Source organism: uncultured Pluralibacter sp., from assembly GCF_913775985.1.
Taxonomy (GTDB): domain Bacteria; phylum Pseudomonadota; class Gammaproteobacteria; order Enterobacterales; family Enterobacteriaceae; genus Pluralibacter.
Map to the genome: position 1 here is coordinate 145,998 of NZ_CAJYMB010000096.1, position 15,649 is coordinate 161,646.

Sequence of the window (15,649 nt, forward strand, 5' to 3'; positions counted from 1 at the left end):
ACATCATGCTTTACTGTTGGGTAATAATCATCACTGCATCCGCGCTGAAATCACCACCGGTTAGTGATTTAGTGTCATCTTTTATTCCCTGGAAACCAAGATTAATGTTTGCACCTCCATTAGGAACAGTTAAGTCAAAAGCAGTGTCTGGTTTAACAAGTTTGTCCTGATAAAATAAAGCTACACCAATCCCTGGGTTGGTAGACAGAATTACGGAGTTTCCTGATATTGTAATCGGTGTGAATTTGAAGGTTATCTTGCCATTAAGGGATGCATTTCCCTGACATTGTATGGAAATACTCTTCTTAACCGCATCACTGGAATTAGGTACGGTTGAGATTTTATCTGATTCCAGCGTTCCTAACGAGACATCCAAATTATTACCGCTGTTGATAGCGCAGATTTGAGGTTCTTCAGGTAACATTCTGGCATCCTGGCACGTACGATCAGCTGATGCTGCCCACTCGTGTCCATCAGGTGTCACGAAAGTGTAGCAAATTCTTATGGCGTTAGGCATCGTTGGCCCTGCACCTCCACCAAAGTCCGGGTTTTGGGCGTTGACAGTTTTATTTGAAACTAGTTTGACTGATTTACTGGATCGAACTGTAGCGATAGAGTTGCTTAACGTACAGCTTGCTCCGGAGTTTGCATCACAAATATGGGCTACAACTGACCAGAGTCCATCAACAGGGACATATACATCGAACCCGGAATACATATACTGACTGGTGCTTTCTTTCCCACTCCATATTGAACGAGCGCCAATAATACTGCCAGGTTTGTTAGGTTTGCATACGCCATTACTTGCAACGTCTACTGAGCCATTGGGACAGGGCGCATCTGGCATGGGCATACCATAGATACCTGCATGAGCAGAAAATGGCGTTGATATTAAAAAAAATCCAATCAAAGCACAAAGCAAAGGCACCATTTTTCTTACGTTATAAAGATAATATTTAATATAAGCTGTCATTCTGATATCTCATCAATAATAAAAGATGCCCTTGCAGATTAGTGTTTTGAACACTCTATGGATAATCAAGCTCAAAAGTAGCGATACTGCTAAATGCACCGACGACAATCTGATGATTAGTTAAAGCATCGGGTTCACCCTGCACATATCCCTGAAATACGAGATGTAGATTTGGGCGATCGATAGGGAATTCGAGGATGCTTTTATTAATTTCTACAGGTTGTCCACTTTCTGTCTCAATGCCTACAGCAACTCCTTTAGCGGTTCCTGTGATAGCGAGTAGTCCAGGTAAAGCGTTGTCTTCCTGTCCTTTAAAAATAACGCTCACTTTTTTTCCCATTGAAGGATCGCAGTCGGTCAGATCGATCGCGAAAGCTTGCCCCGGGGTCCTGGTATTTGCATAAAGCGCTTTATCTATAATATTTTTAAAGTCAACACTGACGTCCGCTGCTTTAGCATCCAGGCTACAAGGTTCTGCTACCAGCGTACCATCCATACGTAGATTGTCTGCCGCTTTAACAGATGTTATTACACAGTTGAATACGATAAGCGTTGCTGAAAACCATAATCTGGACACGACGTTCCCTTACTGATAATTAACTAAAAGAGTAGCAATCACTTTAAAATCACCGGTTGTGATATCTGTATCAGTTCTTTTTACAGGAACCGCAGTCAACTCCGGACGGTGTGCAGGATCGATAGTAATAGGTTTGTTAATCTCCAGCGGTTTACCATTCTCATATAACCGAATAGCCAGATCCTGGATGTCAGTTTGCAAAGCTGCAGTATCGAAAATGCTTACGGCACCGTTGACGCTTAACATCATATCATCGACGGGATCGTCGCCATCGCAGGTAATGGTATAATCGATTTTTTGAAGATAGTTCTCACCGTTTATTTTATTTATACCGATTTTCCCAAAATGAACTTCAACCAACTGATCGTCATTAATATGACAAGGGAAATGTTTGAGAATGCCGTGAAAGCTGACGTTAGCCGATGCTCCTTGAGACTCTGCGCTCCAGACGGAGTGTGTTGTAATAAGTAAGGTCACTACAACTAAAGACAGAACTCTGAATAAAGAGTATCTACAGCAAAAGCTATACATGATATTTCCTATTGCCACTCTGTTGTTAATGTTGCGGTGCCGTTGAATTCTTTACCATCAGGTAATTTTTGTGCACTATCACGAACAAGCACTGCATTAAGCTTTGGTGGAGCATCTTCACTAATAATAAAGTCTTCATCTGGCTTGATTTGTTGGCTATTATTTAAAAGTTTAATAGCCAGGCCGGGAACATCTGTTTTTAAAAGCTGCGAATCAAAATTGCTCGCTGCGCCGGATATCTTCATATGCAAGGTTACTCCTTTAACATCTGCAGGGCAGTTCAGCGTATAGTCAATAGGCTTGTTATAGTTATCACCATTTATTTGTCCTATATAGACTTCGCCAAACTCTACGGAGATAGGCTTGTCACCGAATGAACACTGTATTTTTCGTAATGTTCCATGAACGGTTAATAGTGCTCCAGTGGGATTGTCCGCGGCCATTGTCTCCAGGAAACAGGAAGATATAAATAGTGATGCAGCCAAAGCATAAAATATGGTAAGTCTGATGTTTTTAATGTATGTGTTCACTGGGACCGCTCAATCCAATTTTGTAATTAATATGATTTGTGCGCTAAATTCTTTTTCAGGAAGAGTTACTCCATCTTGTTTTGAGAGTTCAATAGTCAGGTTAGATGAGTTATCTGTATAAAGTGTACTTGAACCGCCTGGTTTTATTTGTTTATCATCACTAAATAATTTTAGGCTAAGCCCTTTGATGTTGGTAGAGAATTGTGATGGATCATAATTTGAAGCAAGACCATTAAATCTCACATTTATTGTTTTGTCCTTTGCACCCGCAGAACATCTTACTTTATAATTCGCTTTTTCTTTATAGGTTTTATTATTAATTTCTTCAATATATACGTCGTTGAACTCCACATTTATGGGGTCAATAATGTCGCACGTCTCTTTTACAATCAGAGTGCCGGTTATATGGATATTCATATTCGCCGACTCTCCTTTTTTCAGTGCCATAGGCGTAGACATTGCCGGTAAACTTACGCAAAAGAGCAGGATGCCGAACAGTGTTGCAGTCACTGGGCCTTTATTATCAGAATGCGTGAATTTAATCATAATTGACCTGAAAATTTACTGTCGCCTGGAAAAAACCGGTCGTAAGCAGCCCTTCGGTACGTACAGGCGTTACTGTATACGCCAGGACGTTACTCCCCGGAGTCAGGAACAGCGGTTCTCCGCGTTCGCCAGGGGTTACCGTACGATGCAGGCTGTCTTCAATACGCAGTCCGAGACCGCTAATACCATTAGCTTTAATTAATGTCGGCATAGCCGGATCGGATTGAGCCAGAAACGAGAGGGTAACTACCGGCTGCTGCGAGTCCCAGACCAGTCCGCCTTTGTAGCGGTCGGTTTGCACGCCGCCAGAGCGGATGCAGCGGTCGAGTTTAATCTCAAAATAAACCGGTTTCCCACTGTCGCCAGGATGACGCAAAGCGCTGTTTGAAATATAACCCAGATCGATTTGCTGATCTCTGGATTCCATATTTATCTGGCATGCACCTTCAGTTAAGGCGCCGTAGACATGAAGCTCCCCATGTTCGCCTTCTACATTCCAGTCATCCGCCCGGGCAGAGGCGCAGGTGAAAATAACAATGCATAACATAACATGTATGTACATAGTGAGTGGTGGCCACTGCTTGTTATATGTCATTAGACTTCTCACCTGCTGCTTAACTGTAATATTAATCAGTGACATTTAATCTGGATATATTTAACCCTGCAACATGCTTGCGACTGAGCATGTATTTCCTGAGCAGTTGAACACCAGCTGCGGACGTCCGCCGTAATCATTGATAAACATTAAATGCGGATGTGCACCCAGCGCTGCTGCGCTGCCGCCCATCTCTTCGTGCTCTTTAGGTTCAATCATTACGGGTTTAAATCCTGCCACATCATGAGATTTATCCGTTGTGGCTGCCCCAATAATAGTAACAAAGTAGCCAGTTGGATTATTGATGACGTAGTGGTCACCTTCTTTTACAAGCGTAATTTGTTTTTGATAAACATTATTATCATCGGGAGATATTGCCAGTGACGCAGGGCGGTAGAACAGTTTTACACGCGTCTGAAGGGCAATTTGCAGAGTATTAGGTTTGCTGCTTTTAGGCGGAATTTCACGGACGTTAAAGTAGAAAAGACTCTCTTTATCCTGCGGCAGGCTATTGATATCAGGAGTTGCCTGAATTTTAATCTGACTCTTGGCTCCCGGCTCAACACGCTGTAGCGGAGGTAGAGCCAGCAGCGGATGGGTGAGTTTCTGACCCTGAGCATCTTCGACCCAGGCCTGGGCCAGATAAGGCAGCGTTTTATTTTGATTGGTGATATTAAGGCTTTCTGAATGATCTGCGCCATTAAAGACAACCCTGGTGCGATCCAGTGCAATAGCCGCATGTGCATTTGTTGTTACAGCAAGATTTAAAGCTATTGCACAAAAAGTGAGACACACTTTATTTTTAGAGACGTTCATATGTATACCTAACTGCGGTTTGCAGAATCATGTTCAGATAAATAAATAACTCAGAATACAAAAAAGCGAAAGACAACTCGCTGCCCAGACTACTATAAAATAACCTTTCGATTCTTCTTTATCGCTTACCTCTCGCAAGGAAGAAGCAGAGTCGAAGTAATTTCTTGCGGTAATTTTTTGGGGATCACAATGTGACATTGCGCTGCTCCATTCCAGCTTACGGACATCGTTTCGCCAGGATTGATGCCAGTTAACCAGACGTCGCCGTCTTCATTAACAATACCTGTGCGGGATTCATTTTCATTAATGATAATTGCGCCAAAAGGCGGTACGGACCCATCTGCCAGTTTAATAACTGCCATTGCTTTGAGGCCGGCAACAACACCAAATTTACGGTATCCGATAGCGCCTTCTGTTAATGTCCCCTGTACAACCGATCGCGTTGCATCGATATTGTTCGGCAGATGGTCAAGATCGACGTTAATGCTGTTGCGATAATAATCGCTAATATCGGCGATGACGGCTTTACCAAAGACGTTGGTATAGGTCAGACCGCTGTTGCCGCGAATAGGTACGCCGCTAACACCATCGGTATCTACCAGCATACGCGTTCCGCCAACCGTTCCGGCGCGATGGAGCGCCACGCCGTGGGCGGTGGCCGTAAGGCCGCCCTGTACGGTGATCCCTTCGGCACTATAATCGCTGCCGCTGTAGCTGACGTTGGCATCCACTTCCGCCAGATCGCCCTCGTGCGTAATATAGCCACTGCCAGATGATGTTCCGTCATTAGACATCCCGGCCCGTAACCGATAGCTGTTATTGTCATCAATCCGATCATAAATACTGGCGCTGTGCGTCGATTTTCCCCGGTTAAACTGGCCGTTGTAATCAATGGTTCCGCTATTTCCCCAGGGCAATGACAGCCCAACATACATACCGTCATCTTTAATGCCTTCATACTCAGAACGATAGGCTGACAAGCTTAAATTGACATTCTTAAAGCGTCCTAAATCGAAGCTATCAGATAAAGAAAGGTTCCAGGTATCGCTTGACGACTGATTCCAGTATGTCTGATGGCTATAGTTCACATAGGCGCTTAAATTCAGTTCACGAAACTGCTTATTAAACGTGACGGTGTACAGCTCCTTGCCGCTGCCAATATTACTTGCATCGTGGTAGCGCGCGTCCAGATATTGCGACATAGTCATAAAGTTACGTTCAGAGAATCGATAGCCAGCAAACGTAATTTGGCTGTCATAGCGATCGAATCTTTTCGAATAACTGACCCGGTACGAACCGCCTTTTTTCGTACTGGACTCCGGAAGTTTTGCGCGCGACTGGGTAACATCGAATGAGATAGCACCCAGCATCAGTAAATCACGCCCAATCCCCAGCGCCAGCGCATTATAATCACCTGCCAGCAGTGAACCGCCGTACAGCGACCAGCCGCTGTTGATCCCCCATGAGAACTCACCGCTGGTAAAGTCGGGCCCCTGCGTGTGGTGGTCAATGTCAGAGGGTTTACCGATAAAGACCTTGTAACGCACCCTTCCCGGGCGGGTCAGATAAGGGATATTAGCGGTGTCTATCTGAAACGTTTGTTCGCTGCCGTCCTGCTCTTTAATTTTGACATCCAGTTTCCCGGTGACGGCGGTATTTAAATCCTGAATGCGAAACGGACCTGCGGCCACCATGGTTTCATAAATCACCCGACCCTGCTGGCTGATGGTGACTTTGGCATTGGTTTTCGCTACCCCGGTCACTTCAGGCGCATAGCCCCGCAGGTTAGGCGGCAGCATATCGTCTTCCGATGTCAAACCGCCGCCGGTGAAGCGGAAGCTATCGAACAAATCCGACCTCAGATAATCCTCACCCACCATCAGTTTTGCCCGTAATGAAGATATTGCCCGATAGAGATAATAACGACTCCAGGTCCAGTCTTTTTGCGCGGGCTCACCGGCGCTTTTTTCATACTGTGCCTGCCAGTCAGCCCGCAGCCGCCAGGGGCCAAGGTTCATACCGACTACACCGTTGCCGCTCATATCTTTATCGTTTCCCTGCTGCGACTGGTGTGTAGAGGTCGCGTTCACATTGTAGTCGGCAATAATTCCGGGGATCCCGTTATCCCAGCGTGCCGGAGGGTCCCAGTTCTCAGCGGTATATTCCAGATACGCCTGAGGCATACTGATATATAAAGCACCTTCACCCAGATCGGCGCGTTCCTCAGCGCCTGACAGCGAGGTGACATCCAGACACTGGTTGTTGTGCCACCAGCGCAGGCTTTTTTCTGAATCTACTTTCAACCCCAGCTGTTTGATCATGTCAGGGGTCAGGCAGGCTGCACTGCCTTTGGGATTATCATCAGGGGCGAAAAAGGAAATTGTTTGCTCAGGGATCTCATTTTTATTAATTCGAATAACCATCTGGTAATCACCTGGCATAACGTAGCCAGCCTGAGAAAATTGACTTAAATCTATCTGGCTACGCTCTTTTACATCAAGTACATCGGTATTAAATTCAATATTACTCGCAGCCCAACCATAGCGATTAAAAAACAGAACGGATAAAACACCGAATGCTACAGGTCGTAATCTTCTCAGCAATACGCGCCTCCGGTTGCTATATGGGCTGCGCGTAATACGATGCAAATGCATGAATGCCCCGTCTTTTAGTTATACTCAATTTTAAAACGTATAGTTGAGTGATAGTTTCCCGCATGTAGACGATGGCGATCGCCAACCAGCCTGAGGATATAATTCAGCTGCATATCACCGGTCAGAAGCTGCTCTGTAGGCAGTGGCGTACCGGGAATAGCAATATTTCCTTCCGCATCGATAATTTCCAAACCCACTCCCGAAGCATTGCCATCAATACCAAACAGCGTCCCGTCACTTTTACCATCGAACGTTATTTGAAAGCGTGAGGCATCTGGAAGCCAGGGTGTCGACGACTTTAGGGAACAATTTACCAGGCTAATGCTGAATGCACGCTGAGATCCTCTGCCGTTGTGAATAATATCTCCCACAGGTTCAACACCAATGTCGACAATTTGGTCTTCATCCGGTCCTGTAATATTACAGGGGGTATCTATAATACTTCCTTTCATTCCTACACGAATATATCCCTGATTATCTGGCGCTGCTGCAAATGCGGTTATATCATCAGCCAGTGAGATCCATGACAGTATGGAAGCAAGCATAATAGCGTAGGTAGTTTTTTTGGCCATTGCCCCGCCGTGAAGACTCTTTAATATTAAAATTCCGGGCGCAGCCGCGCCCGGAAATTTGCTTACTGATAAGCCAGTGTAAAATCGGCAACAGAAGTAAAGCTACCCGGGACAACTTCAGTACCGGAAGTCGTGCTGCCCTGAAGATAAGCAGAGAATTCCAGAGTGTTGTTACCATTCTGCAGTTTCTGGGCAGGAGACGGGCTGCCCAGTTTAATCAGCTGGCCAGAACCGTCGGTAATAGCGATAGAGGCGCCTTTTGCAGTACCGGTAATACCCAGCAGGTCGGCGTTAAGGGAAGATGCCGCACCGGTAAAGGTCGCGGTTACGTTACTTTTACCGTCAGAAATATCGCACTGCTCAAGTTTGATTTCGAAGTTTTTCGGAGTAGAAGTACCGCCGTTCTCCATCAGTTTTTTAGATACTTCACCCAGGTCAACAACCTGCTCACCGTTTTCACCCGGAGCAATGGAGCAAGGAGCATCAATAATAGAACCGGTGAATTTAACAGTACCGTGACCCTGATCGGCAGGCGCAGCTGGAGCTGCGTCCTCTGCCATTGCAGCACCGGATACCAGCGCCATACCAAGACCCATTGCCACTACTAATTTAGATACGTTCATTTTTTTCCTTTAGAGTAATTAAAACATTTTTGCGGTTATTTATTTATTCCGCGCAGGCTTAAGACACCACGATGTGAAATAGAGAGAGAGTTTCACATCGCAACTAATGTTTATTTAATGTCATCTCACGGCGTGTGATTTAAATATTTAACGCCTTAAGTGGGGGATATTTTGGAAATGTGGCTAAGATCTGTCAAACCTTGATTCAGAACATTATGAATTTTTATAACTGCATGATTTTAAAGTGAAAATTTATAAAACAATCTTATACTCACTGTAACATTTAGTTCTTTAAGCTATAGAGCTATGTTGCTGCAGTATAAAAACCTATTTATGTTTTTTAGTGTTTATGAATATAGATAAACAACCTAATTAGCGTAATTATTGATCTATTTACCCCTAAAAACCGAAAATATGCGTCTACATCAATTTTCGAATAAATGCCTAAATAATCATTTTTTGATCTAACGACATTGCATTGATATATAAGTAATTTATCTTATTTTATCGTTTATTTGACATGTATATAACCATAAATAAACATAATAGATTGTATTTTTTCACAAAAATTGCGTGTTTTTTCAGCGTAAAAAATAAACGAAAATTAAGATAATGTACCGTTTTTATCACGGGATATTTCTTATGGTTTTTAGAGACAGGAGTATTTATAAAAATAGAGATCAGAGATTTTTCCTAAAATGGTACGGTTGTTAATTTTTTTATTGTTCTTAACAACTCATATTGTTGTTTAAAATTTGCGCAAAAAGGCCGGATTTAGGCAGTAAAAATACTTACTACTTACCAGGCTTATTGCAAAGAAGGTAGGAAATAAAGCGGGTAGGGGGATCAGCCTACCGCTCTACTCTGACAAATACGTATTGCGTGACCAGGCATTCGTGACATGTTGAGCTGTGCATTTGCTGGCCCGCAAGATTAAATTCGCAGGCTGGAGCATGTGGTAAGTAATGAAATTCCATAAAGCTTGCTTACATACGTGACCGCGGCGAGGTCAGGTCCCATAACCGTCGCAGAAACCCCAAAACAAACTCATCATTAGTAGCTTACTGTCACTGTAATAGTATCTGAATAGCGCCCTGCGGGCTGATTAGCCTGCACCGGGTTAATTCTCGCCCGGTAGGGAATGGTTTGCGCATTGCCGGTTCCTGTAACGCGAAGGTTATTATTTTCGCCCCACATGCTGCCGTCCTGCCTGTAGAGCTGGTACTGAAGGTAGTAGCGCTGTCCGTTGACGGTGGACGCCATTCGTCGCCAGCTGCCAGACATTGGCCAGCTCCCGGTCAGATTTACGCTATAGGCGGCGTTCCGGGTGCAGCGAATATTCAGCGCGTTGGTGATAACTGGAAATGCGCCAGGCAGGGCCGCTGTACCAAAATCAACATCCGGGGCATTGTTGATATAGCAGTCATTGTTCACTGTCAGCGTCACATTAATGGTCGATGACGCCGTTCCTGTGTCATACAGGCAAACCCCCAAAATACCTGCAAAGCAGATGCGGTATCGCCAGTTTACCGTAATGGTATCGGTATATATTCCCGCAGGGACATTGACGCCAGTCGCCGTGCGTAAATAAAAGGGAAGGCTGCCATCGCTGGCGTTAAACAACCCTAACAGCCCAATTAAAGAGGTCGAACTCCAGTTGATACTTTCACCAACGCGATAAGTCGCGCTGCACGACGTATCCCTGCAAATGGTATAGGGAATGCTGCTGCCCGAGGCTGCATTATATAACTGCGGCTGATTCCCTATTGCATTGGCGCTGGCCGCAATCGTCCCCGTAACGGTGTTGGTACTGGCTAGCGCAAGCAGGCTACCGGAACAGTTGAAACCGCTGCCGGTTTGTATGGATTGAGCGCTGCTGGCAAGCTCGAAGGAGCTTTTGCTACCAAATGAGGAGCTGCTCGAATGGGCCGAACAGGCCGCCTGCGCGGAGAAATTGAGAAAAAGCACCAGCAGCGCCAGCGCGGTAAAAAAGAGGGTTTTCATTGTTCGGGTTCCTGCGACTCTGGAGAAGAGAATGGGCAAGCTAACGGTCCGGCGCGATAAATACCGTTTGCGGCCTGCGGCAGCGTAAATGTCTTACGGCATTCGATGCCGTCAGGAAGATGAATAAGTAACTCGCTTTCGCTGTGCAGATGGCTGAACCAGACCTGGCCGCCATAGCCAATAAGCGTGCTTTGCCCGCTGCGCAGCTCGGTGACAGGCGTACCCACCTTAAGAGGAGTGCCGTGCCTGTCGGTCAGCGTGATATTCGCTTCTCTGACTATCTGCACCGGGAATGTCACCAGCGAGCCGCTGCCCTCCCGCACCGTTACGCGCTTTTCTACTTCCGAAACATCCGCATTCGCAGGCAGATCGAGCGTGTCGATTTCAATTTTGGCCGGGTACCATGCGCTGGCCCAGGGCACCAGGATGTGTCCACGCCCGTTTGTTTTACCGATAAGCTGATTCTCATAACGCACCGGAATATCCGCATAGCCGTTGGTATTTACCACAATAAACGCATCATTTATTCGATTGGCTGCAAACAGGGCGTTATCCATATAGATAAGCGAGCCGCTGAGATCGCCCCAGCGGTTATATCTGCCCGACTCTCCCCAAATACCGCCCTGCATCATGGCTGACTGACCTTTCCAGGCGAGATTGGCCTGGCGATATTGGGTGCTGCCTGCGCCCCAGGCGAGATCCCATCCCATGCCGCCATCCGTAGGCACAGCGCGGTTGATGGTCATCCGTTCTGAGTATCTTCCGCGTGAATCTCTCTGAACGCTGCCGGTCGCGTTGCTGCCATTAGCGAAAGGCACAATCAGCTGTATCTGCGCGCTATATCCGCTATCACTGAACGTTTTATTCAGCGCCAGATAGAGGCTGCTGCTGTCCCACAGCGACTGGGTGTACGAGAGATTTCCGAGGCGCGTGCGGGTACCGTCATGGGCGCGAATATCAAAATAGCCGAGCCCGAGTGTGCCGTGACCGCTGCCAAAAGGCGCTGCGCTGAAGGTGACTTGATCGGCGCGGGTGCTCATCTGGCTATTCTCGGTATGGACCAGAAGATCCTGGAACGCGCGGCTGCGGGCGGCGTGCTGGGCGGCAATGCTAAATACGGAGGAGTAATAGGCGTATCCCAGCGTATATTGACTGCCGTCACCGTGGCGCGCTGTCTGTCCGGGAGCCTCTTTTTTCTGACTATGGCTTTTGCTGAAAGAAGAGCTGAATGTTCCCCAGTGGCCGACGGCGACGTCGGAACCCAATCCGCCCAGGCCAAGTCCCCGCATTCCCTCCGCATGTGTTGAAAGCGTTAGCCAGTTATTCAGGCCGTAGCGGTACAGGCCGCTAAAAACGGTGTCTGAGTAACTTGCGCTCTCAGTGCCATAGTTTTTACGCAGAGAACCGAAGGAAGCATCGAAATCACTTAAGCCATCGCGCAGCAGGGTATTAGAAACATAGAAAGGCACGTTTGTCGTAACCTGGCGTCCCAGGGCGTCGGTTGTGACAACGGTGGCCTCTCCCGCGCCGTTGATATAGGGCACGTTAGTCAGCGTAAAAGGCCCGGCGTTGATCGTGCTGCTGCTGCTTTTATAGCCATTGATGAACAATTCAACGGTCCCCGGAACGGCAGCCGTACCGCTGTACTGCATTAAAGGATAGGTGACAAGATCGGGGCGAATGGTGAAGTTACGACTTACGCGCAGGCCGCCCATGCGGGCTGAGTTACTCCAGGTCAGGGCGTTACTGACGAAATCCCCAACCTGCCAGCTCACCATGTTCGCCTCATCGCTGTAGCGCCACTCTGTGTCATAGCGAAGGTAGCCGCGATTCGCAGCATCCCCCTCATTACCTGAATGGCTGGTTATGCGATAAGTCCCGGTGTTGGATACCACGCCGGCCTTGCTGAAAAAGCGCTGTTCCATCCAGGTTGTCAGCGTGCGGCTGCCCCGATAGGCATCAAGATAGTAGGAGTCATAATTGAATAGCAGGCCGGTATTTCCCTGCGGTGCCGAATAAGAGAGAAGCGGATCGCCGCCAATCTTTTGCTCGGGAAGCCAGCTATCGGGAACGGTAAGCCGCAGCTGCTGGCTGGCGGCCTCATAGTCGACGCTAACCTCCGGCAGGCTGTCTACCTCAACCAGCCCGCTTTGCTGTTGTCCCGTTTTGACATGATTACGCGCCAGCACCCCCGCTTCGACCCTGTAGCGATCTTTGCGGACAGTAACCGGAACGATCTCACTATCCTCTTGCCCGTTGACCACTAAACGCAGATAGAGCGTGGTTTCAGAGGTAATGTCCTGTGCACGCGGTATAGCGGATAGCGCGGCGTACTCTTGTGCGAAGCCCCACGATGGCTGCAGCGCCAGGAAGATAACGTTTAACGATAAAAAACAGCCGCGCCTTCCCTGAGTGATTACGCTCATGCATTCCCTCGCTTTGGCTATTGTGCATGACGGATCTGTACCGCCGGCTGGTTGTCAGCCAGCTGGGCATAGAGCATTCCTTCTCTGCCCGGCGCGCTTTTCCCCTCCGGCAGCGGCCAGCGCATACTCTGTCCCGGCAGCACATACCCCAAAAAACCGCGGGAAAGATTGAGTAACGCGGTATCAGGATTGTTGCTGCGGCCCCAAAAAACGTTGCTCAGCCGGGCGTGAATGCGTCCGCGATTCGCAACGGTCAGGAACGGTTTTCCTTTAATGAGGGTGATGCTCCAGCTAAGCTCTGGCCCGCTGAGTCGGGAGGTATCAATGCCTTTATCGCTGCGCTCGCGGCTCCATATTCCCTCGCCGTTGAGAAATAACGGCAGCACATAACGCACCTGCAGCTTAAGCCCCGTAAATGCGCTGTTAGCGGTTGTCGCGGCAGCGGGGAGTTCATCAATAAGAATACGAAAAGCGCGTTCAGTCCCTGGCGCAACTGGATTAATGCGAATTAGCCGTATTAACTGTCTTTTTCCCGCCTCAATCGTTGCAAACGGAGGGCTGGCAACCACCGTGCCCTGTTCCGCATAGCTTTCTTGCTGGTTTTGCTGCTTCCAGTCCAGGATGCGGACCTGCAGCCTTACCGGAGTCGCTCCCCGATTTTCAAGCCATAGCGCGGACCCTTTCTGATCGGCATCGATAACCTGATATATAGGCCAGACCAGAACAGAACTTGCTGCTTTTACGGGCTGAATAGCTGCCAGCAAAATACAGCAGACAGTGAATAGCAGTATTTTCATATTATTGATTCAATAGGTTAATGTGACGGTCACGGTATCGGTGTAAGTACCGGCAGGCGGAGGCGTGCTCACTGAAAATAATCGGGCATACACGGTATACATTCGCGAGCCGGCAGGGAAAGAGGCGATGGTTTTCGCCTGAGCGCCCGTGCCCCATATGCTGCTATGGCCGGCATCTTGATAAAGCTGATAGGCCAGCTTTCTGCTGCCCGAGCCGTTAATCAGATACCTGGCGCTGCTGTTCCCCCCGTTCAGCCCGTAATCCAGAGAGAGAGTCACTCCGATCCCGGGTGTGCAGGTCACGATCAGCGAGCCCGCTCCCCTGCTGCTGGCAACGTCGATATTTGAGGGAATAGCGGAGCGTTCGCCAAAATTAATAGTGCCGAATTGGGCATCGTTATTCCCTTCAGATCCGCTACCGAGCGCGCAGCCGCCTGTAATAACCGCCGAAACCTGGAATGTTCTGCTGGCGGTACCGGCGACCAGCTGTAATGACACCAGCAGCAAGCAGAGTAATAAAGACTGTTTCCCCGGAACATTGAGCATGATCCTCTCCCTGGTCAATGCGCCACCGGTCGTCGCTGTTACCAGGCAAGGGTCGCGATAACGATATCGTTATAGGTCCCGGCAGCAGGGGATGGCGTTCTCTGATCTTCTGGTACTACCCGACCATAAACAGGAAGATCCTGGGTTGAGTCAGCAAGCGTAATAGGCGCGTTCGGATTAATAATGCTGGTGCGCGCGCTGTCGCTATAAAGGCGATAAGGAATCAGCGTGTCGCCGCTACCTGCGGAAAGATTTCGCACGTTGCCGGAGCCGTTCTGACCGGCATCGAGAGTGAGCGTTGGCGTAAGCCCTTCGCTGCAGTTGATGGTAATACCACTGCTGCCGTTGCTGCCTGTAACCGTCCCGTCAATAATGCTGTTCAGGCTGGAATGCGTACCAAAGTCGAGAGTACCCCAATTGTTGCTGCCCTCGGACGTAGAATTATTATTGACGGTACATCCAGCGCCAATAACCAGCTGGACGCCAATTTTTCCTGTTAAAGTTCCCGCTGCATATACACCAGGCGCCAGCATTAGTGCCAACGCTGCACATATAACACCTGGTGATTTGTTATTCATTTTTTTCATATATAAAAGAGCCTCGTATTAATAACGTCTGAAAGTAATTTATTTAATAAAAAAGGAGGGTGGTACATTCACGCTGTATGGCATGAGCTGTATTTCATAAGTTGATCGCTAAGCTCGAACAGGCGCTTTACGCCCGCTTTCTTCATAATATTATATTTATGGATATACACTGTCTTACAACTAATATTTAACATTTCTGATACTTCTTGTACGGTGTGATTTGCAATGATTAATGACAATATTTGAATCTCGCGAACTGATAGTGCTTTATGCAACGGTGCTGCTATTTTTTTTAAAATCTCAGGGCTGCGAAAAGCCGCCGCGGGGGCGGAGTTTAGCAGCGCAAATTTAAGATCCTTAACGCTATCTTTTTTAGACACAACTGCGAATGGTTTGAGTTTTATCAATGACTTAATTAAAAATGGTTCCTCAACCTCGGTGAAAATGATGAGCTTTACCGTTTCCCAGTGAGCCTGGTTTTTGTTTATAAAATGAAGTCCTTCCACAGCGGAATAATCATTGTCAAAAAGCTCCATGACGACAACATCAAGATAGTTTGCATCCAGCATGATCTGTAGTGGGTTAAATCGATTTAAGAGTCCCCGTATTCTTATAATATCTGGAGGAAACAGGTGCTGAAAAGACAGCCTGACTAAAGCATTTGTATCTAAAATGGCAACGTTCTTCATCGTGCTATTAATGTACTACTAACTTAAATTTTGATGATGCAACGGCAGAATAAAAAAATAAAAAAGCATTTATGTTATCTTACTAGCGTATTACTCTGCGATACAGGTGAGTTTACTTATCAGGAAGGATAAAGTTTCATTATTTTTCTAAACGAAAATATTGGATGCGGTTTTAGGGGAGGG

General features: G+C 47.3%; 16 protein-coding genes. All 16 read right to left on the reverse strand.

The features are described 5' to 3' along the window. Positions 1 to 10: 10 nt before the first annotated feature. Positions 11 to 973 (reverse strand): fimbrial protein, encoded by a 963-nt coding sequence (locus tag QZ766_RS11510; RefSeq protein WP_297201927.1) that lies wholly within the window; start codon positions 971 to 973, stop codon positions 11 to 13. A gap of 55 nt (positions 974 to 1,028) precedes the next feature. Further along, complete coding sequence (locus tag QZ766_RS11515) at positions 1,029 to 1,550, reverse strand: fimbrial protein (protein WP_297201930.1); 522 nt, start codon at positions 1,548 to 1,550, stop codon at positions 1,029 to 1,031. Between the two features lie 9 nt (positions 1,551 to 1,559). Further along, complete coding sequence (locus QZ766_RS11520) at positions 1,560 to 2,081, reverse strand: fimbrial protein (RefSeq protein ID WP_297201933.1); 522 nt, start codon at positions 2,079 to 2,081, stop codon at positions 1,560 to 1,562. 8 nt (positions 2,082 to 2,089) lie between these two features. Continuing rightward, a complete protein-coding gene (locus tag QZ766_RS11525; RefSeq protein WP_297201937.1) occupies positions 2,090 to 2,524 on the reverse strand; it encodes a fimbrial protein in 435 nt (144 codons plus the stop codon). A 96-nt stretch (positions 2,525 to 2,620) separates the two neighbouring features. Next, on the reverse strand, positions 2,621 to 3,157 hold the full coding sequence (locus tag QZ766_RS11530) for a fimbrial protein (protein WP_297201940.1): 537 nt from the start codon (positions 3,155 to 3,157) through the stop codon (positions 2,621 to 2,623). After that, positions 3,150 to 3,752, reverse strand: coding sequence for a fimbrial protein (locus QZ766_RS11535; protein WP_297201943.1), 603 nt, complete (start codon positions 3,750 to 3,752; stop codon positions 3,150 to 3,152). Before QZ766_RS11535 ends, QZ766_RS11530 begins: the two co-directional genes overlap by 8 nt. A 60-nt stretch (positions 3,753 to 3,812) precedes the next feature. Then, positions 3,813 to 4,568 carry a fimbria/pilus periplasmic chaperone gene (locus tag QZ766_RS11540; protein ID WP_297201946.1) on the reverse strand — a complete coding sequence of 252 codons (756 nt, stop codon included), beginning with the start codon at positions 4,566 to 4,568 and terminating at the stop codon, positions 3,813 to 3,815. Between the two features lie 125 nt (positions 4,569 to 4,693). Continuing rightward, positions 4,694 to 7,126 (reverse strand): outer membrane usher protein, encoded by a 2,433-nt coding sequence (locus QZ766_RS11545; protein ID WP_297202320.1) that lies wholly within the window; start codon positions 7,124 to 7,126, stop codon positions 4,694 to 4,696. Positions 7,127 to 7,236: 110 nt separating this feature from the next. Further along, entirely contained in the window at positions 7,237 to 7,794 is a 558-nt protein-coding gene (locus QZ766_RS11550) for a fimbrial protein (RefSeq protein ID WP_297201949.1), read from the reverse strand. 62 nt (positions 7,795 to 7,856) lie between these two features. After that, entirely contained in the window at positions 7,857 to 8,417 is a 561-nt protein-coding gene (locus QZ766_RS11555; protein ID WP_297201952.1) for a fimbrial protein, read from the reverse strand. A 1,053-nt stretch (positions 8,418 to 9,470) separates the two neighbouring features. Then, a complete protein-coding gene (locus QZ766_RS11560) occupies positions 9,471 to 10,421 on the reverse strand; it encodes a spore coat protein U domain-containing protein (protein WP_297201954.1) in 951 nt (316 codons plus the stop codon). Continuing rightward, entirely contained in the window at positions 10,418 to 12,847 is a 2,430-nt protein-coding gene (locus tag QZ766_RS11565; protein WP_297201957.1) for a fimbria/pilus outer membrane usher protein, read from the reverse strand. Before QZ766_RS11565 ends, QZ766_RS11560 begins: the two co-directional genes overlap by 4 nt. Before the next feature lie 17 nt (positions 12,848 to 12,864). After that, positions 12,865 to 13,644 (reverse strand): molecular chaperone, encoded by a 780-nt coding sequence (locus tag QZ766_RS11570; RefSeq protein WP_297201960.1) that lies wholly within the window; start codon positions 13,642 to 13,644, stop codon positions 12,865 to 12,867. Positions 13,645 to 13,653: 9 nt separating this feature from the next. Then, positions 13,654 to 14,190, reverse strand: coding sequence for a spore coat U domain-containing protein (locus QZ766_RS11575; RefSeq protein WP_297201963.1), 537 nt, complete (start codon positions 14,188 to 14,190; stop codon positions 13,654 to 13,656). A 38-nt stretch (positions 14,191 to 14,228) separates the two neighbouring features. After that, positions 14,229 to 14,777, reverse strand: coding sequence for a spore coat U domain-containing protein (locus QZ766_RS11580; RefSeq protein ID WP_297201966.1), 549 nt, complete (start codon positions 14,775 to 14,777; stop codon positions 14,229 to 14,231). A gap of 68 nt (positions 14,778 to 14,845) precedes the next feature. After that, entirely contained in the window at positions 14,846 to 15,466 is a 621-nt protein-coding gene (locus QZ766_RS11585; protein WP_297201969.1) for a LuxR C-terminal-related transcriptional regulator, read from the reverse strand. Between the last annotated feature and the right edge of the window lie 183 nt (positions 15,467 to 15,649).